21 protein-coding genes are annotated in these 22,863 nt (G+C 64.0%); 5 read left to right on the top strand and 16 right to left on the bottom strand.

Annotated elements, in window-relative coordinates:
* Nucleotides 1–17 precede the first annotated feature (17 nt).
* Together AQ610_RS18430 and AQ610_RS18425 are read right to left on the bottom strand one after the other, a co-directional pair.
* A complete protein-coding gene (locus tag AQ610_RS18430; protein WP_006029231.1) occupies nt 18–1,925 on the bottom strand; it encodes a type IV secretion system DNA-binding domain-containing protein in 1,908 nt (635 codons plus the stop codon).
* Complete coding sequence (locus AQ610_RS18425) at nt 1,922–2,368, bottom strand: hypothetical protein (RefSeq protein WP_009916545.1); 447 nt, start codon at nt 2,366–2,368, stop codon at nt 1,922–1,924. Before AQ610_RS18425 ends, AQ610_RS18430 begins: the two co-directional genes overlap by 4 nt.
* 1,554 nt (nt 2,369–3,922) lie before the next feature.
* Between AQ610_RS18425 and AQ610_RS18420 the strand changes: the two genes are divergently transcribed.
* Entirely contained in the window at nt 3,923–4,225 is a 303-nt protein-coding gene (locus tag AQ610_RS18420; protein WP_045554673.1) for a hypothetical protein, read from the top strand.
* 348 nt (nt 4,226–4,573) lie between these two features.
* Here the strand turns inward: AQ610_RS18420 and AQ610_RS18415 are convergent, their stop codons facing one another.
* The 13 genes from AQ610_RS18415 to AQ610_RS18365 all read right to left on the bottom strand — a co-directional run bounded on the left by AQ610_RS18415 (nt 4,574) and on the right by AQ610_RS18365 (nt 14,460).
* Entirely contained in the window at nt 4,574–4,906 is a 333-nt protein-coding gene (locus AQ610_RS18415) for a hypothetical protein (protein ID WP_006029234.1), read from the bottom strand.
* 10 nt (nt 4,907–4,916) lie between these two features.
* Nucleotides 4,917–5,156 (bottom strand): DUF3717 domain-containing protein, encoded by a 240-nt coding sequence (locus AQ610_RS18410; RefSeq protein WP_009916541.1) that lies wholly within the window; start codon nt 5,154–5,156, stop codon nt 4,917–4,919.
* Nucleotides 5,157–5,213: 57 nt separating this feature from the next.
* Nucleotides 5,214–6,053, bottom strand: coding sequence for a hypothetical protein (locus AQ610_RS18405; protein ID WP_009916540.1), 840 nt, complete (start codon nt 6,051–6,053; stop codon nt 5,214–5,216).
* 62 nt (nt 6,054–6,115) lie between these two features.
* A complete protein-coding gene (locus AQ610_RS18400) occupies nt 6,116–6,463 on the bottom strand; it encodes a hypothetical protein (RefSeq protein WP_009916539.1) in 348 nt (115 codons plus the stop codon).
* Nucleotides 6,464–6,474: 11 nt separating this feature from the next.
* Nucleotides 6,475–6,768: a hypothetical protein gene (locus AQ610_RS37460; protein WP_231748977.1), complete on the bottom strand. Its 294-nt coding sequence runs from the start codon at nt 6,766–6,768 to the stop codon at nt 6,475–6,477.
* A 707-nt stretch (nt 6,769–7,475) separates the two neighbouring features.
* Nucleotides 7,476–9,590 carry a ParB/RepB/Spo0J family partition protein gene (locus AQ610_RS18395; protein ID WP_043283257.1) on the bottom strand — a complete coding sequence of 705 codons (2,115 nt, stop codon included), beginning with the start codon at nt 9,588–9,590 and terminating at the stop codon, nt 7,476–7,478.
* A 630-nt stretch (nt 9,591–10,220) separates the two neighbouring features.
* Nucleotides 10,221–10,415 carry a DUF6900 domain-containing protein gene (locus AQ610_RS18390; RefSeq protein ID WP_006029237.1) on the bottom strand — a complete coding sequence of 65 codons (195 nt, stop codon included), beginning with the start codon at nt 10,413–10,415 and terminating at the stop codon, nt 10,221–10,223.
* A 54-nt stretch (nt 10,416–10,469) separates the two neighbouring features.
* Nucleotides 10,470–10,637, bottom strand: a complete 168-nt coding sequence (locus tag AQ610_RS36900; protein ID WP_009916537.1) for a hypothetical protein — start codon at nt 10,635–10,637, stop codon at nt 10,470–10,472.
* A 52-nt stretch (nt 10,638–10,689) separates the two neighbouring features.
* Nucleotides 10,690–11,199 (bottom strand): hypothetical protein, encoded by a 510-nt coding sequence (locus AQ610_RS18385; RefSeq protein ID WP_006029239.1) that lies wholly within the window; start codon nt 11,197–11,199, stop codon nt 10,690–10,692.
* Between the two features lie 32 nt (nt 11,200–11,231).
* A complete protein-coding gene (locus AQ610_RS18380) occupies nt 11,232–11,873 on the bottom strand; it encodes a DNA methyltransferase (protein WP_009916536.1) in 642 nt (213 codons plus the stop codon).
* Between the two features lie 462 nt (nt 11,874–12,335).
* Nucleotides 12,336–12,869, bottom strand: coding sequence for a hypothetical protein (locus AQ610_RS18375; RefSeq protein ID WP_231748976.1), 534 nt, complete (start codon nt 12,867–12,869; stop codon nt 12,336–12,338).
* Nucleotides 12,870–12,893: 24 nt separating this feature from the next.
* Nucleotides 12,894–13,559: an LPD29 domain-containing protein gene (locus tag AQ610_RS18370; protein ID WP_009916535.1), complete on the bottom strand. Its 666-nt coding sequence runs from the start codon at nt 13,557–13,559 to the stop codon at nt 12,894–12,896.
* Nucleotides 13,560–13,632: 73 nt separating this feature from the next.
* Nucleotides 13,633–14,460, bottom strand: a complete 828-nt coding sequence (locus tag AQ610_RS18365) for a DUF932 domain-containing protein (protein WP_006029243.1) — start codon at nt 14,458–14,460, stop codon at nt 13,633–13,635.
* 755 nt (nt 14,461–15,215) lie between these two features.
* On the opposite strand from AQ610_RS18365, the gene AQ610_RS18360 reads away from it, so the two are divergent.
* Entirely contained in the window at nt 15,216–15,572 is a 357-nt protein-coding gene (locus AQ610_RS18360; protein WP_009916532.1) for a hypothetical protein, read from the top strand.
* 534 nt (nt 15,573–16,106) lie between these two features.
* Here the strand turns inward: AQ610_RS18360 and AQ610_RS18355 are convergent.
* Nucleotides 16,107–16,418: a hypothetical protein gene (locus AQ610_RS18355; RefSeq protein WP_006029246.1), complete on the bottom strand. Its 312-nt coding sequence runs from the start codon at nt 16,416–16,418 to the stop codon at nt 16,107–16,109.
* A gap of 645 nt (nt 16,419–17,063) precedes the next feature.
* On the opposite strand from AQ610_RS18355, the gene AQ610_RS18350 reads away from it, so the two are divergent.
* The 3 genes from AQ610_RS18350 to AQ610_RS36195 are packed head-to-tail and all read left to right on the top strand — an operon-like array spanning nt 17,064 to nt 22,856.
* Complete coding sequence (locus AQ610_RS18350) at nt 17,064–19,850, top strand: type VI secretion system Vgr family protein (RefSeq protein ID WP_045554674.1); 2,787 nt, start codon at nt 17,064–17,066, stop codon at nt 19,848–19,850.
* A 34-nt stretch (nt 19,851–19,884) separates the two neighbouring features.
* On the top strand, nt 19,885–21,822 hold the full coding sequence (locus AQ610_RS36895; RefSeq protein WP_006029248.1) for a Tle4 family T6SS lipase effector: 1,938 nt from the start codon (nt 19,885–19,887) through the stop codon (nt 21,820–21,822).
* On the top strand, nt 21,816–22,856 hold the full coding sequence (locus AQ610_RS36195; protein ID WP_309294831.1) for a T6SS immunity protein Tli4 family protein: 1,041 nt from the start codon (nt 21,816–21,818) through the stop codon (nt 22,854–22,856). The genes AQ610_RS36895 and AQ610_RS36195 overlap by 7 nt, the downstream gene beginning before the upstream one ends.
* The last annotated feature ends 7 nt before the right edge of the window (nt 22,857–22,863 follow it).

Here is a 22,863-nt window from a genome sequence, read left to right as displayed (position 1 = left end):
GGCTGGTCTCCGCGATTTCAGATTCGAGTGAATTGCCACGCACTGCGTCCGGTCGACACTACTTCACCGGTGTCCGGGTCGATGTACTGCACCGGTTCGGCGAGGATCTCAGGCTTGGTCGTCCAGTCCTCGGGGGTCGCCGGCGAGCCAGATGACGGCTCCGGTGGCGTTGGCCCGTCCGCAGGCGATGCGCCGCCACCGGCGAAAAGCTCGCCGAACGGGCGCCGCTTGACGAAGGCCGGCACAACCTTGGGCGACGGAACGTACTCGTAGGAAACGCGCGCAGTCGGATAGTTGCCCGGCACGACGAGATAGCCGGTCATGTCGGGGAGGCGTCGAATCTCCGACGACAGCACGAGGTCGCGCAATTGCCGGCGCTTGGCGATGCTCACACCGTCACGCTGGGAGTTGAGACCGAAACTGACGGATTCGTCCTTTTCCTCGATCTCGCCTTCGCCAATCAGCTCCGCGAGCTTTCTTGCCGCTTCGCCATCGGTGACGCGCAGTAACAGTTTCGTCTGGCAGCCGGAGATGATGGTGGTCGCCAGGTGAACGCCGTAGACCTCGTAGATCTGCGAGAAATCCTGAACGCCGAGTACCATGCACAGACCGTATTTCCGCGTGCCGGTCAGTGCCTGCTTGAGGATGTCGAGCTTCTGGAGCGTCGGCAGCTCATCCAGCGAAAACCAAAGGCGTTCCTGATGAATTGGATCGAGCCCAAGCACCGCCTTGATCGCTATGTCGACCCAAAGCGAAAGGATCGGCTTGATCGCCTCGCGCATTTCCTCGCGCGTCGAGATGAACATCCACGAGTCGCTTTCCTGCTGGATCCAGCGACGGATCGAGAAATGCGGACCGTCGTCGCGAAGGTATCGGAACGATGACAACTGGTTCTGGACTGTCATCTTCAACGACATGCCGGTCCGCTCGGTAATCGGATCGACATACGATGCGCCCGCTGTGTTTCGCAGCAACTGGTAGATGCCGTCGAGGTTGTTGAGCGCGACAGAAGAATACAGATTCTTGTTCGTCATCCGGTTCTCCCGCTGGAGCACCTGGACAACGTCACGAAACACCTCGCGTCCGGCCATTGCCCAGAATGGGTCCGCTTCGGTCGGATTGGGAATCAGGCCGGAGGCCATATTGTCGAAGTGATACTCTTCCTCGATCTCCTGCCAGATATTCCAGTTCGGCGCGCGGTCGTCGAACGGATTCATGATGATATCGACGCCCGGTCGATAGAATGCAGCGGTGAACTCGCCCGACGGGTCATAGACGATCATGCGCTTGCCGCGCGCGCGGACCTGCTTCATCAGCGCGAAAAACTGCTGCGACTTGCCGGTACCCTGCGCACCGGTGATGATGGTATGAAGCGTCTCCGATTTTTTCCGCATCGGCACGCCGGCGAGTTGGTAGGGACTTGCGTCGTCGGCCTTCTCCAGCAACCGTTTGAGCTCCGGTCCGGTTGCGAGCGTCGCGCCCCGCATCTGCGTATCCTTCATCGCGGCCCGACCGAACTCATACCAGTAGGTGCCGATCAGCATCGCGACGATGATCGCAACGGTGCACGCGAGGATCAGGAATTTTCGCGCGATGGGCCCAGCGTGCCCCCAGACCGGATCCGTCAAGACGACGACCTGGTCGACCGCCAACGGGAGCACGACGCCGTCGCGGCTGTAATTCATGGGCGCCGCGGTCATGTACAACGTGCTGCGAATATGCGCGAGGACGTTGTCCGCGAGATCCGGCCAAAACCCATGCGGTGCAAACAACCATAAATAGAGCGCACCGACGATGAGGCCGGCCGCGAGGCTCGCCAGGATGATATTGCGCACTGCCACCAAAATGAGGGCGAGGCGGTGCATCCATATTTCGGAACCGGTGCTGAAATGGTGGCCGACGCCCGGATTGCTCTCGGGCTTCATCGCATGCCCCTGAGCAGCTCGGCCGCCAACCGCTCCGCCGCATCCTTGGCCCGAATCGTTGCGGACATATCGTTGCGCATGACGATCTCGTCGAGCAGAAACTGGCAGTGAAAGATCGCGCGAGCCAGATCTTGGGACAACACGCTGGCGGAACCAGCCGCGGTAGGTTTGGCAAGCGCATTGGCCGCATCGACGACGCTCTGCGCGCGTGCCGTGCACGCGTCAACCGACTTGATCAGCGACTCGATCGATTCGGTGAAGGCGCCGCGCTCCGCGAGCCGTCGTGCATATTCGGAAAATGAGATGCCCCGGGCCTGCGCTTGCTTCTTGTAAAACCGGACGGTTTCGGGAGCGTCCCGGAAACTGACGCGACCGGTTTCGACGCCAGATGCTTTTCTTCGTAAAGGCATGGGATGTACCCGGAATGAAAAGAGCGCGTGCACGAAAAGTCGGGCAAAAACCTCGACTCACGTGCGGAACATCGCTCGATTACAGCCCTCACGACAGCATTTTGTGATGCGACGTTACCACGGCCCTTGGCGAGTCGCAAGAAAACCTTTGAATTCAAAGTGATGTCCGTGATTTGTCATACACGGGGCATTCCGGTGTCTGACATCGCATCCCAATGCCGACATGCTTTTCCGGGTGATTTCGAATTCTCCGCTCGAACTGAGTATCGCTTTGTCACACGCGAGAGAACCATAGCAGGCTTGCGAATGAGCTGCCTTTTCGCCACTGGGTGTCAGACAAATATCGCGCGCCTGTCTGACGCCGCAGCGCAATATTGTCATGGCTTCCATCGTTTCACCCAATTCATTAGACATCCGAATCATGTGCTTTTTCTGCGCTTTTGTCTGACTCGCAATAGCCGGCCACGTGCGAGTGTGGCGCCGCTGCGATCCCATCCTGTCGGCGCTAAATCGCGTAGGTGTCTGACACGCCGAACCGTCGCGCCGCAAGGCGCGACACACCGCAACAACGTTGCATGGTGTGTGACGAGCTTGAAAGGGGGCGGGGATTTCCCCGCTCCCTGTAGAGCTCGTAGCGTTCATCACTTCAGGCATTTCCGGAGCAGCGCAGATTTCACCCGAGAAGTGCGCCGTCTCCCGCTCAAGGGAGCGACGCATACGGGTGGAACTGCGAGGAGCCGGATCGTAGCGAGGCGGGTGGATTTTCGGCGTCCGGCCTCGGAACGAAGTGGAGCAGATCAGTGCAACCTGCGCAGGAACGCAGCGAGCGGAAGCAGCACGGAAATTGCAGATTCGGCGCGGCGGTGGAAGTTGGTGAAAGGTGAGCAGCAGGTGAGGCGCAGGTGGACCAATGAGCGTTGTCCATACATCCACGGCGCCGGACGAACGGCCGTGATCGAGAGAGATCACAGAGCCGTTCGCCGCGCGGAGTTGTCCACGCATGAGGGTGGGCAACTCCGGGGTGGGCGCGGGGCGCGGTGGATTTGTGGTCAATGCGGCATCGGGATAAATTCGGGCGACCGTGGACGATCGGCGTATCCGCTCGACGATGGTGTCGGGCGGAGGATCGAACATTTGCGGAATGCGTGCATTCCGCAAACTGGAGTGATGTTCGCGCGGGCCGGATTTCCACTTGGCGGGAGCGAGTGGAAATCCGGCCCGCGCGACGCGGCTGGCCCGCAAGACGGATGGCGGGCCAGCATGGAAATTCGGACGCGCGATGGCGCGGCCGAAGTGGCTGAATTTCGCGCGATCCACATATCCACGGTGCCGACCGGACGGCCGTGATCCGCACTGATCACGTGGCCGTTCGCCGCGCGCCGTTGTCCACACGGGAGTGTGGGCAACGGCGGGGTGAGCGCGGGGCGCGGTGGGTATGTGGATCGCGCGGGGGTATCGAGTGCGGCAGACGGTTGCCGCGCTCGATCGGTGTTGCCCGCCAGCGGGCAACTGGACAGTGTTCGCGTGCGGCGCGCGAGCGGTAAAATGCGCGGCGAGGGCCGATACCGCGAAACGGAGTGACCTGAGATGAGTGAGCTATTGGAAAAACCGGCGCGCAAGCCGCGATCGCTGGATGAGGAGATCGCGAAGGCGGCCGCGAGGCTGAAGCGGTTGCAGGACGAGCAACGCGAACAGATCCGTAAGGATCGTGAGCGGAATCAGAAGGCGGTGCTCGAGCTGCTACGGTCGGAAGGGCTGGACGAGATCCCGGCTGCGCGATGGAAAGAGAAGATCGACGCGATCAAGCGCGCGTTGGGTGTGAAGCCGCAGGAGCACGAGGTGAGCAAGCCGCTGGCACAAAGCGAACCGGCAGACGCACCGGCGGTGTAAGTGTTGGGGCAGTCTGGCGAAGCGCGGATTTTGCGCTGAGCGAGACTGCCCTGTTTCATTTGCGCGCCGCGCAAACTGGACAACGTATCGGTCGCGGGCGGCCGGGTGATTGCGGCGCAGCCGCGAGCACCCGGCCGCCCGCGACGCCACCGCGATCCGCAAGCGCCCGCATGCCGCCTACGGCCGTAGGGCGGCCGAAGGGGACGTACGTCTGCGTGAGTCCGTGCGTCGTCAGACTTCGGTGCCACCGATCCAGAACGCCCCGAGATATGCGTCGGCGCCACCGGCGGCCGAGACGCATTCGCGCACGCGCGGCTCATTCAGTTGCGCGATGAGGCTGTTCAGCGTCTACGCTCCGTCCGGTGGGATTTCCGCGAACGTCCGGCCGCACAGGTCACGCACGAATAGCGGCTGCTCGATGTCGGCGGTCGGTACACCGGTGACGTCAAAAACCTGCACGCCCGAGCTGGTCGGGTAGATCACAGGATCCTGCGTATCGGCTCGAATAGCCGAGCCAGTCGAGCACCTCTTTGCCCTCGTATTCTTCGCGGTCGCCGACTCGCCGACTTCCGCGAGAAACGCGGCAAATCCGCCTTCGGCGTCGTGCTTCGCGATTTCGGCCTCGGCTTCCGCGCGGGTCACGATCCAGTCGCACGCTTCGTGATACGTATATGCCGGCATGGTGGCGTCCTCAGGTGAGTTGCACATGCGCGTCCTGCAGCGCGGCGGTTTGGGCAGTCGTCAGGATGCTGGCGTCGATCGCCGCGTCTTTACGATAGATCATCAGCGCGTAGACATCCGCCAGCGCGCGCGCCTCGGCACACAACGTGGGGCACGCGTTCGGTGTCTCCGGTGTGGGACGGCGTTCACGCCAGACGTTGATCGCGGCCTCGATTTGCTCGATGCGAACCATTGCGGTGACGGCAATCATGACGCTCTCCAGAGAGCGCGCCGTGACTGGCGCGCGCGGTCGAAATCCCGATATGGGTCAGGCGTTCTGCAGTGTCAGGTCGGCGCGGATCCTGTCGAATTCGTGCTGCAGCATGTCGCGGGTGATGGTGTCAGGCGGCAATCCGGCACCACCATCGCTCCACGCCTGCATCAGGACCGGCTGACCTTCGAATTGTTCCGGCATGTCGCGCGGGATTCCCGGCATCGCGCCGACCCGGTTGGCGAGCGTGCAGGCATCTTCGGCGCACTGTTCGACACGCGCCGACACCTCGCCGTTCGCTGCTGCCAGCGCGCTGCGCACCTCGCCCCATGCGCTGCATGCCGCAAGGATCAGCGTACGACGCGAGATATGATCGGCGTCGGCAACCCGGAGATACGCACGAGTCGCGCGCATGTACGATTCCAGTCGCGCGACGAGCGCCTCACGCTCGACCAGTCGCGCGTTGTCCTGCACGGTGTGCGCGCGCGCGTGGACGCTGCTGGCATAGCCGGCAACGACATGCTGGATGCCGTCGTCCCACTTCAGCGCCGGGGCGAGATCGAACAGCGCCCAAAGGTCGATGGCGTCTCCCGTGAACCAAAGCCCCGACTGCAGCCTGCCCAGCGAAAAGCCGAGACGGTTGCAGACGTCCATTCCATGCTGATCGGCGGACAGTTCGCGAGCCTTCGCGATCAGGTCGTCAATCGTGCGCTTGATCTTCATCAGCGGCTCGACATAGAAGTACGCGCCCGCGAAAATCAGGGCGCTGCCGTGGTGCTGCCACACGTATTCGACTGCCGCCAGCATTTCGCTCGCGGACAGGGTGCCGCCAATCACTTGCCACTTGTTCGGGTGGTCGCTGTGGACCAGCTTGCCTGCGATCTGGGTGGGATTCATGACGTGCTCCAATCGGTGAAGAGGAGATTTCGCCGGTCACTGGGACCGGCGACGAGGCTCGTTTAGAGAATGTCGTCGGGCATCTGATGTGCGGACCTTGCTGCAGCAAATCCGTCTTGCCAGCTCGCGGCGAGACGCGGTTCGGCCGTGAAAAACTCCGGCATCGGCACGTTCGGGTAGGCATCGAAGCCCATGTCGTACGCACCCGACGTCGCCTCGTCGAAAAGGCCGTCTGCGTTGCAAGCCCCTCCGATTTGCGCAGACGTGTAGAGAGCCCATGCGACACGAATCTCAAGCGCGTCCGAAAAGCTCGGGAGCGGACGGGAGTCATTCGCTGCTGGTCGGTCGACCGCGACGGGGCGCAGCATCAGCAGCAGGTAGGAGGCGGTGGCCGTCGTAGTTCTGAACATGGCGGTTCTCCTTAAAGGGGCATCGGGGACCATGCGCCGGGGGCATGGCGGTACAGGGTCACGCGCTTGACTTGGCCCGCTATCGCGGTTTCGAGACGGACTGCGCGGACGTCGTCGTCCTCACGACGCCAGCGGTGCATCACGCGGATATCGGCATTGGCATCGCACGCGAGCCAATAGGCAGCGATCCGGCGCAACAGGTTGTTCCGACGCGGGACACCTGCCTTTTGGTGGGCCTCGGGGGGTGCGGGGGGAACGCCCGCGTTGTGGGTGTGGCTGGATTGGTCGGGGGTGTTTGCGCTCATGGTTCCGTCCTTTCGTGTCGGGTTGTGGATCTGCCTTTCGGAGCCGCCTCGACGCGCTTTTAGCGGGGCGGGACGGGGGTGCAAGGGAACCGTGGAATACCGCAGCCCGCGCAGTTGGCGGGCGAGGATATGCCGCGAAAGTCCCTTGCGCGCCTGGCACGCTCCGCTATGCGTCGAAAAGAGGCGGCGCCGAAAGGCAGGTCCACGCGCTTAACCCGGCGCGAAAGGATGGAGCGCAAACACGGCTGTCCCCGGCCGATCCGGCCACACGACGCGGGGCTGCTCGCGGCGCCGCGTCCCTTCGCCCGGCGCAAGCCGGGCGCCGAATGGCGGCCGTCAGGCCGGGCAAGCGGAGCGCGCAGCGCCGGCACGGCGCGGAGTCAGGGATGGAAGCCCGAAGGGGCGAGACTCGCGCAGCGAGGCTCGACGCGTAGCACGACAGCACGGCCCGGCCCGGAGCGCAGCGAAGGGAGACGCCCAAGACAACGGACTACGGATCGACCACCAGGACACGTTGCAGGCCGACGCCCGCGTGCGGAGACATCGGTGAGCCTTTACGGGAGAGCATGCGCAGGTACGCGCCAACGCAAACGGAAGCGACCCGCATGAGCTATCGGCACGAACAAAGCCCCGCTCCCACAAACTGGCGAGCGGGGCGCAGCGGAGCGTTTCAGCCGACTCAGCTACGGAGTCGGCACCTGCACGGTCTAATACGGTCGGTCGTCGTCAGCGTCGGCGTCACGATCGGCAGCACCATCGGCATCGCTGTCGCGTTCCTCCGCGTCCTCGCCGTCGGCTTCGGTGGGATCCGCTTCCTGCCGCCGATCCCACAGTTCGACGCTTAACGCCTCCGGATTCGCGAAATGCTCCGGCAGCCAGCCGCGCCCCGCCATCAGGCGTTCGGCCTCGGTCGCCGCATCCGCCTTCGTGAGCTTCGCCAGCCTCACCCCCTCGGCGGGTGACACGACCACGCTGACGATCTCCACAATCCGCTGCTTCGAGACGTGATTAAAGTACGACGCCTTCGTCGGTTGCCATACGTTCGCGAGGTTCAGGCCGAGAGCCGGAATCAGTGCGTTGATCGCGTGCGGCCGCTCGTTGGCGGACACGCCATCGACACTCGATGCGACGTACTGCGCGAGGATGAGCAGCAAGCGCTCGTCGGTCTGCTCGATCAGCCAGCGCAGCAGCGCGTCGCTGTTGTTCGGGATCACGCCAGCCCACACGCGACGCTGTGCGAGGTGCGCCGCATGGGCGAGGTCATCATCCAGTTCCGGCGCGTGCTTCGTGAGGTTGTAGGACTGTTCGCGGAACGTCACGTCCAGCGCGCTTCCTTCGGTACTGTGGCCGTAGTCACCCGCCATCAGTCGGTGCACGAGCGCGGCCAGCGCGACGTGTGGCTGCTTCGCGAGCGCGGCGGCGACAGCCGCCGTGCGACGCGCATTCAGGCGTAGTGTCAGCCTTTCGGAATGCGGCCCCTTCGCGAGCTTCGCATCCGACGCAGCGACATGCACGGCGTGACCGACCGACGAATCGCCGCCGCCGTTCCCGCTGTCTCTGTCGTCGTCATCGTGAGCGGCGGTGTCGGCCGGTTCCCGCGTGACGAGCCCGCGCTCGACCACCGGCTCGCCGTCAGAATCGAGCGTGACGATCGCCCCGGCGCGCGCCATATCGTCCGGATGATAGACGAGCAACGATTCTTCGATCTCATCCGATCGCAACGTCAGCGCGTCCTCTTCCGCGACCAACCGTTCGTAGGTCTTATCGTCCGTGTCGTCGGCTTCCAGTTGCGTGGCGATCTCGGCAAGGCGCTGTTCGATCTCCACCAGTTCCTTCGCCGCCTCGTCGCAGGGTTCCGCACGACGCGCCATGAGGGGGGCGAATTGTGACCGTGTAACGTGATGGCATTCCGGCAACGCCTTCACCCACGCCCAGCCTTCGGCCAACACCGGCGCGCCGATGGCTTCCAGTTGTTCGGTCGCGATGCGTAGCATCAGCGCGTGGTCGCGATACCACGCGTCCTCGGTCGCGGAGAACAGATCGCGCCGTACGGCGCCGCCCGCCGCTTCGAACGCCTCGACGCCGACGAATTTTGCAACGCGGTTGCTGACGAACGACTGTTCGTCGCGCACAAAGCGACGGCGGATCGTGTGGGCGTCGCGGTTGTACGGCTCGGCCTCGAACCACGCGGCCTCCTGCTCGTCGTGGCTGTCCGACAGCGCGAGCGCCTGCATCTGGTCCAGCTTGATCTCGCCCGCGCGAAACAGGTCGGCCAGCTTCGGCGACACGCGCGCAAGCTTCAGGCGGCGTTGCACGGTTTTCGTGTGCACGCCGTACAGCCCGGCGATGTCCTCGATTGATCGTCCGGATTCGACCAGAATCCGGTACGCGTCGCAGGCGTCGGCCGGGTGCATCGGCTCGCGCATCTCGTTCTCGGTCGCCGACAGCAACACGGCATCCTTGACCGGCACGACGAGGCAGCGTACCGGATAGTCGTCAGCGATGTAATCGTGTTCGAGCAGGTAGACGAGCGCGAGACGGCGGCGCTCTCCTGCCGCGACGCCGAACTTCTGCGCCTTCCTAGAACCGACCTTCATCGCATGAACGACGAGGTTTTGGAGCAACCCGCCGCTGTGCCAGATATTGAACGCAAGTTCCTTGATGCCGGTGGGTGGCACGCGCCGCACGTTGTAAGGGGACGCGACGAGCCGTTTGAGCGGAATGTCTCGCGTGTCGTCTGCCGTTCGGTGAGCCTCGGGGGGTGCGGGGGGAACGCCCGCGTCGTGGGCGAGGGCCGGGATCTCGGTGGTCACTGCGCTCATACAAGCCTCCTTTACGTCGGGGTGGAAAATGCTGCCATTCGGAGCCGCCTCGACGCATCGGGAGTGCGGGTGCGCAGGCGCTGCAAGGGCGCGCACAAGGCCGCAGCGCCGCGGCCGCAAGGCCCGGCGACCGGGCGCGGTGCGCGGCAACGCGAACCCTTGCGGCGACGGCGGACCGCACTATGCGTCGGGATGAGGCGGCCCGATGGCAGCTGATGCGCCGACGGCGGTGGCTGGAACGCGGGGACAGCTACCGAAGCCCGGACGTCGCCGGCGCCGGGCCGCATGCGCGGCCCGAGCGCGAACTCCGCGCACGTTCACGTGCGCGGCTGGCGGGGCGGCCAGCGCCGGGGCCGGGCGCCAGCGGCGGACGAGCCCCAGGAGCGGACAGCCTGTGATTCCGGCGCGCAAGGTGCCGTGCGCCGGCTGGACGAAAGGAACGGTGCGGATCGTTCGCCTTGAACTGGGGCGATGCATCCATGCCCACGCCGGCCGCTTGATGCCGGCGGCTGGGGCTTGCCCGGCGGCAGTGGAACATTCCGCCGTACAGGGACGGGCAACCGCGTTCCAGCGGCCACCCAGGCCCGCCGGGCCGGGCGGGTCGTGGAACATTCGGCCGGCGACCGCGCGTCAGTTCGTCGAAATCGCCAGCCAACGACCGTGCACGACGCCGGCCTCGAACGCCGCGATCAACGCGTCGCGGATGCTCCAGACCGAGCAATCGTGGAAATCGAGCGAATCGCGATGGCGCGTTTCCAGGGTGTCCGGCCCGAGATGTTCGAACGCAATGCGTTCGAGCAATGCTTCGAGTTCGTCCTTCGTCATGATGGGAGCCTCGTTGGTGGCAGGGCGCCGGCGACGCCGGCGCCCGTGGATGGGTTATCTCCGTGCGCACTGGCCAGCCTGAAACGCTTCCAGCAAGGCATAACGAAGCGAAGCCGGCAGGATTTCGATCTCCGCTTCGGTGTCCCACACGTCCAGCATCTCGGGACCGAAGGCGTTCTCGACGATTGCGGTCAGAATCGCATCGATCAAATATCGGGGCATGCTGTTCTCCTGTCGTGCCGGCCGCAGCGAGCGGCCGGCCGGTTCGGTCGGGTCAGTGGAATTGCACGGCGCCGCTCAGACGCGCGAGCATGAAGGCCTGAAACCAGTTGCGGTAAAGCAGCGCAAAGGTGCCGTCCTCCGCGGCGTCAACCGCATGCATGAAGCGGCTGAAGTCGTCCGCGAGCTTGCGGGACAGTCGCGGCCCGATCGTGCCCACCGTGGCCAAGAAGTAGATCAGCTCGTAGAACGGGCCGGCACCGGCGGCGATCGCGCCGTTCTCGTGCCACACGCCGCGGCGACCAGGCAATGCGATCGCCGGGTAGCCCGCGAGCTTCGCCAACTGCTCGCGCCAGATGTGGAAGACCACGTAGCTGCCGGCGTGAAACTCGTAGGAGTTCATATACCGGTAGAACAGCCCCGTACTGATGCCGTCGGCGTGGTCAGGAAAATGCGGCATGCCGTAGAAACGCACGGCGAACGGGTCGAGCGGGTCGCCGTTGAGGTCGAAGCGCGGTTCGTCGATTTCGGTCAGGCCGCAATAGGCGGTGATCTTGAGTCCCATGATGGTATCCAGTGTGAAATGTGAGGTAAGGGTCATGCGGCGGCCTGGGCCGGCGCCGTCAGGCGCGCCTTGGCGGCCGCAAAATACGTCGCGTCCAGTTCGATGCCGATATACCGGCGGCCGAGCTCGCGCGCGGCAACGCAGGTCGAACCGGATCCCGCGAACGGATCAAGCACGGTTTCGCCCGGCTGCGTGAAGGCGGCAATCAGTGTGCGCAGTGCGGGGACCGGTTTTTCGGTCGGATGGTGGCGATTGCCGCTGTACGGAAACGGCATGACGTCGGCGATCGGCTCGGCCGGCGCCGCGGGCCGACCCTTGGCGAGCAAGTAGGCCGATTCGTGCTGGTACTTCACGAGGCCGGCCTTCGACGCGTAGGACTTCGTAAACACGAAGTGGCCAGCGACACGAAAGCCGGCGGCCTTCCAGGCGTCGAAAAACAGGTCGACCTTGTTCCAGCCGTAGAACGAAATGCACACCGCGTCGCGCTTCAGCACCCGGAACATTTCGGCGAACGCCGGCGCGAGCCAGCCGTCGTTGACGTCGTTCGCGATCGAGCGGCCGGATCGGTCGCGGAAATTCACGAGATAGGGCGGGTCCGTCACTATGCAGTCGACGGATTCGGGGGCGAGTTGGGGCATGGCGACCAGGCAGTCGCCGTTGTACAAATAGCTCACGGTCAGCTCCTCAGAGTTGAGATGGAGGGCAGCCGGAGCACCGCCGGAACGATGTGGCTCGCATACCGTGCTACCCGGAGCTGGCGAGCGCCCGCCGGGGAATGGCGGGCAAGGGGAGCGTGGAATACCGCAGCGCGCCCCCGCGCGCAAGGATATGCCGCGAAAGCCCCTTGCAGGAGCGAGGCGCCGTGCGACGCTCGTCGCGCACGGCAAAGCGGTCCGGCCGCCAGGACACGGCGGGCGAACGTGGGCTCCGGGTTCAAAGGTCGACGGCAATGGGATGCAGGCGGGTGTGGACGCTCCCGCGGGAGGTCGCGGACCGGAGGCGCTGCGTCCCGGTCATGAGCGCCGCGGCGACCGCCGACCGCGCGGCGCGATCGCGATTCCGTCAGCGCGGCCGCGAGAGCGGCCGCCGCGCGAAATTGCCCGAAATGAGCAGGGCTGGGACAGGCGGCGCCGGCTTCAGAACAGCGGCAGTTGCTTCGCCTCGACGCGCTCGTCGCGGCGTTGCGCGTAGACATCCGTCGAGAGCAGCGCGATCGACACTGCTTCCGGGTCATCGGCGATCGCGCCGGCCGGATCGTCGGCACGGTGGGACTCAATGCCGGCACCGATCCGCTCGAATTCCGCACGCGTCGTCGCCAAAAGCGCACGCGCGGCGTGTTCAGGCAGCGCGCACGCGACCGACGCGTAGCATCCGTCAAAGAACCGCGTCACCGCGTAGCGTTCGCCGCCACCGTGCATCGGCCGGTACACAGTCAACTCGACACATTCGGTGCCCCATCGACCGTTGCTCCAGCTCACCATGCCGCAGGGCGTCAGGCCGCAATCGGCAGCGATCGCCGCGCCAGTCGCAACGAGCCTCGCGTGCGCGCGATCGACCGTGCGATGCAGGTTCGGCATGTTCAGGAAGGGCTGTTTCATTTTGCAGTCCGGATCGGGCGCGGGCAGCCGGACCATGGTGGCCGACCGCTCGCGAGAGGACGAGAGGCGCATCGGCCGCTTGCGGCAGGCGCTCCGTCAGTGGACATCGCGCCGTACGAACAGGCGCGAAGCCGTGGCCGACCGGGGAAAGCCGCGAGTGTTGGTCATTTCGGCGAGCATTGTCTCAACGTCCACGTGGACGTTGGATCCCGATCGACAGTTGCCTATCCGATGGACACCGATCACCTCGAGCAACTGCAGGTGGCCGGAGCGATATTCGCCGACAGTCATCTTGGCGCGAACGTCCGGTGCCAGATGATCCGCGTAGCGCAAAGCGAGGCACGCAAGCGCCTGCTCAACCGCGCGATCGCTAAACTGTCGCCTCAGCGCGATCCGATCTGCAGCGAGGCGGACCGTCTGCCACCCAGTCGAAGCCAGCATGAAGTGTTCGACACGCTCGACCCTGCCGCCGTCGGCCAGACGCGTGGCCTGCAGCGGCATCACGAGTCGAGCCACCTGCCGGTCGCGCGGGCCGTCGGTCCAGCCGATCGTTAGCTGAGTGCCGTGCTCCTTCAGCGCGGCGGACACCACGAACGACGTTGCGGGGAGAGCTTCGCGCAACACCGTGTGCACCAGCTGCGTGGTTTCGACGAGCGTCAGCGTGTCTGCCAGCACGGCGGGATGGGTGGCTACGTCCGAACTGGCCCGCGCGCGGACGGGTTCGGAGATGTGAGTACGGCGATCTGCAATGCGGTGGGACATGATGGACCTCGAATGATAGTGAACGGGACGATGTCAGGCGAGGGTGCCGGCGGTGACCGCCGGCGCTTTCGGGTTAGCCCTTAAGTTTGCGCATCTCTTCCGCGAGCACCCACATAGCGCGATTCAGACGCAGGTCTTGATCGATACCGGTGACGCTGCGCGTCGACATCCGGCGACCGGCTTTCGTGCGGCCCTGCAGACCACCTTTGATCACGTTCTCCTGCACCCGCTGGAACGTGGTCCAGAGATCGGAGCGCTGGTCTTCGGAGCGGCGGGCACGTAGCAGCTGTTCCTCGGTGATCGGCGCGGGCGCGTCGGTCACGTCATAGCGAACCGCAAGCGCCGCGCGCGCGAAAGCCAACTGCTCCCCCTGATCGAGCTGCACGGCCTGCATCTTGTCCTTGCATTCGCGGATCAAGTCGAAACCGTCAAGTACCTCGTGTGCGCCGTTGACGACGTGGTCGACGACGTCGCCCTTGTGCGGCACGCGGATATCGTGCTTCTTGTCGCCGAACACGAGGCCGTTCTGGCAAACGAAGCGGAAGTAGCCCGCCAGCATCTGGTAGCTGCTCGACCCGTCGTGCGAGTTCAGCAGGATGATTTCGGGCGTTTCGGCCGACGCCACCTGCGTCGCGTGACGCAGTCGAAGCATGTGCTTCGTGTGTTCGCGCTTCGCGTCGACGCGCACGCGGGTCTGGCAAACCATGAAGGGCTGAAACCCTTCGGCGCGCAACTTCGTCAGGAGCTCGATGGTCGGGATGTACGTGTAGCGGTCGGACCGAGAGTCGTGCTTGTCGGCCGCAAAGATCGACGGCGCGACGCGGCGGATTTGCTCGTCGTCCAGCGGCGTGTTCGAGCGAAGGATCGGGGCGTTGTAGCCAAACTTGGTTGCGAGTTGCATGGTTGTCTCCGTTGAAGATTCAGGTTCGATGCGAGTCGTTCGGGAATTCGCCGGTGTCCGTCAACACCAGACGACATGGTCGTAAGCGACAGTGCGTCGGTAGTAGTTCCGTCCATCCCACGGCGTGTACGTGTATTCCATGTACGCACATTGCAGGACTACTATCCAATGGTGCAGTCGGTTCGTTTCCATCGTGACCTCCATCTGCGGTTGGGGTGCATTTCAGGCCGACCGGGACCCAAGATTCCGAGTCCCCACGTAGGGGTTGTGCCGGTGCTGCCTGGACTTCGGCAGAACTGCTGCCGCCAGTCCCCTGAGTTCGTCGTCCCGCGACTGAAGGAGCCTGCCGGCGGGCGCGTTCATGGGCAGACGCAAAGCCGCATGCGGAGCGCAAGCCCGAAGGGCGAGCACCGAACGGGTGCCGCGGCCGGCGAAGCGCACCCTTGAACGCGCCCGCCGGTGGGCTACGGTCGCGTTTGGGACGGCGAGCTCAGGGGACTGGCGGTATGCGGAAAGTTGAGACAGCACCGGCTCGCCGCGCGGCGAGCGCCCCTTCTCGCGGCCTCGGCCGCGAGACTGGACAGGTATGTGCCGCGTGTCGCGGTCGTTCGCGACACGCGGTTGCGCCATGCTTTGGCGTGATCGTGTGAAATCAGAGACGAGTCGATGCTCATTCGAGAACAGAGAAACCTCATCAAGGTGCTGCGCGTCGAGCCTCCCAAGCAGCCCCGCCCCGGTGGCGCCGGCGCGAACACGTGCTCGGCACGTTTCGCGCCGATGAACCGATACCGCCTGCGCTACTCGACGCGTTGACCCGCGACGAGCGCAAGGCGCTCGCGCGCTGGCTCGCGGTCTACCAGGAAAGCCAGGCGCGCACGCAGGCTCGCCCAGTGCTCGCCGGCGCACCCGCGCAGTTCGAGTCGCTCGTCAGGGCACTTGAGGTGGCGGCCGACACGGACCAGTTATGGGCTCAGCTGCAGGCGATCGCGCGCACATTGAAGCGCGCGGGTCTTCCGCGGCCGCGTGCGGCACGCCGGCCGCCGGCGCCGCTGCCCGGGAAGCAGGATTTCTTCGGCGAATGCGACGAGCTCGAGCGGGCGGCCGAGCAGTGAGCGCATTCCACGCGAGAACTCGCACCATGCATCCACACCGAATCGTCGAAGACGCTGGCCGCGCGCGGTTCCCGGCTCGCCGGGCCGGTGATCAGATCACGCATTAGCGAGGATGGCAACGTTGGATCGCGCGGATTTTCCGTGGCTTCACGAAGATACCCAAGGTCCATTGAGGACCTGGTGAGAGATCATCATGTCGAGTCGACACAGACCGTCTCCACGACGCCCCGATCCTGCGCGCGCGCCGCGGCACGGATCTACGTCGTCGGCTTCGATCGCTATTGCGACGAAGTAAGGGCGACCAGTGCCGAAGCGGCACGACGGCAAAAGATCTATGCCGAGCACGAGCGTCGCCTCGAGCTCCGACGCCGACAACGCGAAGCCGAGCAACCGGGATCCGGGTTCAGTGTGGGGACGCTGGTTGCGGGCATCGTCATCGGCATGGTTATTTTTTCACGGTGCCCAGAGAGGGAACGGCGATGGCCATATATTCGTTCCCTCTCGCCTTTACCCGTGGCGGCTACGGCCAGGCGATCAGCGCTTCGGCAAATCGAGGCGTCCCGACAGCACCGCTGCGGCGAGCTCGGCATCGCTTATATCCATGATTCGGTCGATCGTGCCCTGCGACAGTTCGTCAACCAGCGCAAGAATCTCGCCCTGCAGCGCTGACAGTTGGTCCGCGCGGGCCGTCAGATGCGCGAGCATTTCGCGCTGCTCCGGCGTCGTCGCTTCCACCTGCCAGCGCTGAATCTGCTCGCGCTGAAACGGCAAGAGATCCCGCTGCTCATCGAACACCTGGCGCGCGCGAGCGCCACGTCGTTCATGGCATGCGGCCGTGACCTGCATTGCCCAAGTTTGTCGCACGTGATCTGCGCCTCCATCAACTGTGCGCCGAACAACTCGAACATGAGTGGCAAGAGGCGGATCGGCCGCCAGACGGGCGTTCGCGGTTTGGTGGTTTTCGTGTGGCGACTCCCGCCGGTGGACGAATGCGCGTGACATTGCCGGCTAGGCTGGCCGGCGTCGACGATGGGCTCGATTGTATCGTGTGGCCGCGGCACGCCAAATCGTGTGCGGGACTGGATGTCGTACCCGCAAGCCACGCAGTCCTGAGCAATGCGCGTCCGTCCGCCATGCGATAATCATGACTCTCTCAGGTTCTGGCGAAACCTCCCCGGTTTGCCGGAACGTTCGGGCCGACTTTTCCTGGTCGGCCTTTTTTTCGCCTGCGCAGTGATTCGATGCCGACGGGCACCGGTTTGACCGTCGATATCCGGACGATCCAGGCAACCGGTTAGAATAGTCCAGTCATTGCGGAGCGCTGATGTTGATGGAAGCCATATCAAGGCAATGATCGTCGACTGGCAGCGCCCTCCTTTTTAATTGGGGCACGATTATTTGACAATCGCTGTAGTTTGATGTCATTTGCTCTGCCTAAAATGAGCTGGCCGCATGTGCGGCAGAAAATTCTAGAAAAATATTGAGAGATAAATGGTACTCAGACCACCGGCGCTCGGGGAACTGAAATATCGCGATCTGTATAACGCGATCCACCGGGGCCTATTGCAGCGAAACCGCCTGTTGCGGCTGGACACGCCGCTCGGCCAGAACGCGCTGATTCCGCTGCGCGCACGCGGATCGGCACGGATCGGCCACGATTATCACTGGACACTCGATGTCGCGTCGCTGCGCGACGACACCGCGTTGTTGTCGCTGATGCATCAGCCGGTGACGTTGTGGCTGCAACAGCCGAGCGCCCCGTATGACGATCCGGTGTATCGCCCGATCCACGGCTTCGTGCACAAGGTCGGCTACCTGGGCGGGGATGGTGGGCTGTCGACGTACCAGCTCGAATTTTCGTCGGCGCTGGTGTTCCTGAGCGGCACACATAACGACGAAGGCTGGCTCGAACGGACGGCGCAGGAGATCGTGTCCGACCTCCTGAATCGCTATCCGCAACTGCAAGGCCAATTCCGTTTCAATCTGAACCGCGAGCCGGCGGTGCGCTCGTGGTGCCGGCAGAGCGAAACGGATCTGCATTTTTTCCACCGGCTGCTCGAAGACGAAGGCTGGTATTGCTACTGGGTTCACGCGCCTGTGAAGGACGGCGAGACGCCGAAGTCCATGCTGGTGATCGTCGACCAGATCGCGGCGCTCCCCGACGCCAAACCGGCCGACTTCGCGCGTGGCGCCGGCGCCGACGAGGCGGTGAACGGGTTCACGCACTGGGCGGCGATGCAGACGATGCAGAGTCTGCGGTACGAGTCGAGCGCGTTCGATTACAAACGCCCCGCGTCCCGCTTTGAAGCGGCGAGTACGCTCGCGTCGATCAGCTACGTGACGGACGACGGGCGACACCAGGCGCAGCAGCACCGGATTCCGAGCGTGCCGATGACGGTCTACGAGCCGACCGCGTACGGCTACCCCGATTCCGACAGCGGCGCGGCCCGCGCGCGCCGGCGCGTGCAGGGCTGGGATGCACGTGCCCGGCGCTACTTCGGGGTCGGCAGTCTGCGCTGGCTCGATGCGGGGTCGCGCTTCGTGCTGAACGACCATCCGCGTCATCCGGAGCGCGACGAAGCCGCCCGGACGTTCCTGGTGGTCGAGGCGCGCTGGTTCATCGAGAACAACGTGCCGATCGGCCAGCCGATGACCGAATTCCCGCTCAGCCTGCGCGCGACGCTGGCCGAGCAGCAGACGGCACACGGCGCGCGCTTCACGACGCCGGGCCACGTCGAGGACGGTACGGCCGGCTTCTTTGTGCTCGAGGTCGAGGCTCAGGACGCGCGGGTCGAGTTTCGTAGCCCATTCGAGCATCCGAAGCCGGCGATGTCGATCGAGCACGCGCTCGTCGTCACGCAGCAGGGAATCGAGGCCTGGTCGAACGAGCGGAATCAGGTCCGCGTCCATTTCGCATGGGACCGGAAAAATCCGGATGGCGCGTTCAATGCGTCGCCGCTGCTGTCGTCGATGCAGGCGGACACGGGCAACGGTTACGGCGCGGTGCACGTACCGCGCGCGGGCGAATGGGTGCTCATCGGCTACTGGGGCAATGACTGTGACAAGCCCTTTATTCTGGGGCGTGCCAGCGGCGGCACGACGCCGGCGCCGTGGCATACGAACGTGCTGCTGTCGGGCTTCCAGTCGCTGGGCTTCGGCAACACCGGCGCGTACAACGCGTTCGTGCATGACGACGCGACGAACCAGGGCGGCACGCGGCTCATCAGCTACACGGGCAAGAGCTACGCGGCGCTCACCCAGGGCTATCTGATCCAGCAGGACGGCAACACGCGCGGTCGGTATCTCGGCCAGGGGTTCATGCTGCATGCCGACGAATATGGTGCCGTGCGGGCGAGCAAGGGCCTCTCGATCAGCACGCACCCGAAGGCATACGACGACGAGCAGCTCAGTGTCGATGAGGTCCGCGCGCAGTTGCAGAAGACCGGGATGCTGGTGGAATCGCTGTCGAGCGCCAGCACGACCGCGCAGGCCGAATCGCTGCAGGCGGGTCAGGACGCGCTCAAGGCGCTGACGGCGGCCGCGCAGCATGCGGTGTCGGGGCAAACCTCGGGCGGGGTGACCGCCGGCGGCGGCACGGGCAGCGCCAACGGGTTTGCGAAGCCGGTGATCGTGATCGCGACGCCTGCGGATTTTGCCGCCGTGGCGGACCGCTCGGCGCACGTGGTAGCCGAAGCGGAAGCCAACGTGATCAGCGGCGGGAACACGCACCTGGCGAGCGGCAAGTCGCTGATCGCGGCGGCCGCGGAGAAGATCAGCCTGTTCGTGCACAAGGCCGGCATGAAGCTGTTCGCCGCCAAGGGGCCAATTGAGGTGTCGGCGCACACCGATGAAATCAAGCTGAACTCGGCCAAGGATACGTCGCTGTTCAGCAAGAAGCGGATCGTGATCGAGGCGACCGAAGAACTGATTTTGAAGTGCGGCGGCTCGTACTTGCGCCTGACGAAAGCCGGCATCGAGGACGGCACGCGCGGCGCCCGAACGATCAAGTCGGCGTCGTTCAGCCGGCAGGGGCCCAGTTCGGTGGCCGAGCACATGAACAGTTTGCCGCAGGCGCAGTTCAACGATCCGTACATACTGCGCGATCGCGTCACGGGCGAGGTACTGAAAAACCACCCGTACGAACTGATCCGCGGGGACGGCACGCGCCTGACCGGGGTGACGAACGAACTGGGGCAAATTACCGAGCAGAAGAGCGAGGATATCGAGAAGCTCGCGGTGCGCGCGTTGCGGCCGACGCCGAGCGGCCCCGCGGCTTGAATCCGAAAATCGATGCGGAAATTGAAGAACGAAAATGACCGATAACACGAATCAAACCGGCGGCGGTTCGCCGTTCGACGATGGCGCCGAGCAAGAGGTCGTGCAGCAGATCGGGCGCACGGACAAGGACGGCGCGTCGGTCGGCCACTTCACGCTGACGCCGGCCAGCGACACGCGGCGCAAGGAACTGCTGTGCGACGTTCGGCCGATCATTCCGGTGATCTTCCTGCCGGGCGTGATGGGTTCGCCGCTGGTGAACACAGCCACGGGCGACGAGATGTTCTTTGCGCCGAACACGGACGGCTGGCTGGGGGATGCGGGCGCATTGCCGACGTTGCTCGGCATGTGGTTCAAAGGCGCGTCCTCGCGGGAAACGCAGTTCGATCCGACCGTGGCCGCAGTGACCCCGTTCGGCCCGATCCGTGCCGGCAAGCTTCAAAAGAATGACACGGAAAACCAGTATGTCGATGAAGCAGAGGCGCGTCGACGCGGCTGGGGCTCGGTGTACCGCTCGAGCTATCAGCCGGTGCTGGCGTGGCTGGAAGAGCAGTTGAACGATGTGAAGCACCTGAACGAGGTGCAGGGGCAATGGGTCAAGCCCGACCCCGACGGCAAGAAGTGGACACTCAAGCCCCTGCTGGATACCGAGCCGGCCGACTATGGGGCGACCGATGCCGGCGCGCAAGGCCGGGGGCAGAAGCTCACGGAAAAATCCGAGGCTTTCCAGCACTTCGTGAAATACCGGTACCGGGTGTATGCGATCGGCTACAACTGGCTGCAATCGAACGAGAAGTCGGCCAGGGACGTCATCGAGGGCCGGGATTTCGAGGACAAGAAAACCGGCAAGAAGATGCGCCTGATGGGGATCAAGGAGATCATCGCAGAGAACGACAGCGGCAAGGCGATCATCCTGACCCACTCGATGGGCGGCCTGGTCGCGCGCATGGCGATCGCGATGCACGGCGCGGCGGACTTGATGCACGGCGTGTTCCACAACGTGATGCCGGCGACCGGCGCGCCGATCGCAGCGAAGCGGTTCCGCACCGGCGGCGGCAGCGAGGGCGGGCTGAACGGCTTCATCAACGGCGCGCTGCTCGGCAGCAACGCGGACGAGTTCGTGGCGGTGGCCGCAAACGCGCCGGGCGCGCTCGAACTGTTGCCGATGCCGGATTATCACAACGGTGAACCGTGGTGGATCTTTGCGCGGCTCAACGGTGAGCCGGTGATGAAGTTGCCGAAAGAAGGTGACGTTTACAAAGAGATTTATACCAATTCAAAATGGTTTGGTTTGGTGCCGGAAGAATCGGCTTCGCTGCTCGATCCAGCAGGAATCGTCAAAGAGCGGCTGGACGATTTGGGGCGCGGGGATACAGTTTCTGAAAACTTCAACAAGACAATGAAGAATGTGGTAGACAATCAAAATAATATAAAATCAGTCTACCACGATAACACGTACGTAACCTATGGGGATGGCGCTTTAAAGCCAAGGGGAGCAGCTGCTTCGAGCGAGAGTCACAGCAAACCCACGATCGAGAAAGGCAAGAAACTCGACGATCTGTTGGCGTGGGGGACGGTAATCTGGAAAGGCATCGTGCCGCCGGACGTGACGGAGGAAGAACTGCGGGCCGCGCGGTTCATGCACGATTCGCATAGCGGCACGGTGCGCGTGCACCTGGACTCGCGCAACGTCACCATCGAATTCGAGGTGCAGAAGGTGGCGAAGCTGCCCTCGGGCAGCGACGCGCCCGACCCCGAGAAGAATGGCATCGTGCCCGGCGACGGCACGGTGCCGGTCTGGTCGGCCGAAGCCCCTGCGCGCGGCGCGAATGGTGGTGCGGCCCCAGGCGTACAAATGGTGTTTGACCAAGGAGGCTATGTGCACCAGGAAAGCTACAACCATCCGTGGGCGCGCTGGGCGCTACTCTACAGCATCGTACAAATTGCGCAGGATGCACCGGAGCCGAAATGCTGACGCGTATTGGCCGACTCCTGGTTTTAGTGGCGGGCGTGTGCGCCTGTTCGATAACGTTTTCCGGTGAACCGACCATGACGAATCCCTTGTTGTCCAAGCCGCGCCCGTGGTGCATCGGCCGCTTTGTGTTCGATCGACCCACAGCCAGCAAGATCACGAATCAGCAATACGCGTTTCGGGGAGAGAAACTAGAGACCCAGCACAATGTTCCGATTGCCACTTATCAGGCGAAAGTTGGTGAATTGGAAAGAAAGCTAAAAACAAGGAAAAGAGTCGATCCAGGGAATGGTAGCAAGCCGATTGACCATGTGTGGCTCGAAAAAGAGTTTTCGCCGACGAGCAACTCGAAGGTCTTCGCTTACGTAGATGCTTATACCGAGGGAGTTAAACTTCCCTTTGATTCTGAAGGGTATATCTACGATAACAACACCTTGCTCCATACAACTGGGTCATTTGGTTCAAGTGGTTTGGATAAGTTCGAGCCTGTTTACACCGATCTCTATCGTCGCATCAAGGCGCGCGACAACTGGTCGGTGCCGACCGAATCGGGTTTTTGCTTCGATGGCGGGATCGTCACGGGTTCTTCAACCTATCCCGAAGAAGTCAGCCAGTCGTTCGCGCTGATGCCGGGGCGGCCGGCGCTGCTCGTCGTCCAGATGCGCAAGTCGATGAGTGCGGACCAAGGACGTCCACTGACCAAGACGCTTCCTGATCTGCGCGCGCAGATGGACCGCGTGTCGAGCGGCAGCTACCGCATCCTGCGGCAAGGCAAACGCACGGTGGCCGGGATGGACGCCGAGGAAGTGCTGTTCGCGCTGAAGGAAGGCGAAATCACGTCGTACCGCTTCTACCTGCTCGCGCCGGGTGATCCGAGCACGTTGGCGAAGCCGCATACGGCCATCCAGTTGCTGCTCGGTGCGAGCAGCCCCGATTTGAAGCCTGAAGAGGCGACGTCCCCGGTCGACGAGGCCAGTGCGCTGCAAACGTGGGACACGCTGCTGAACAGCCTGCGTCTGCGGCCGGGCGCGGTCTAAGCGAGGA

It is taken from the genome of Burkholderia humptydooensis, from assembly GCF_001513745.1.
Taxonomy (GTDB): Bacteria; Pseudomonadota; Gammaproteobacteria; order Burkholderiales; family Burkholderiaceae; genus Burkholderia; species Burkholderia humptydooensis.
Note: the sequence above shows the minus strand (reverse complement) of the source record. Positions and strands in the feature narration are given on the sequence as shown.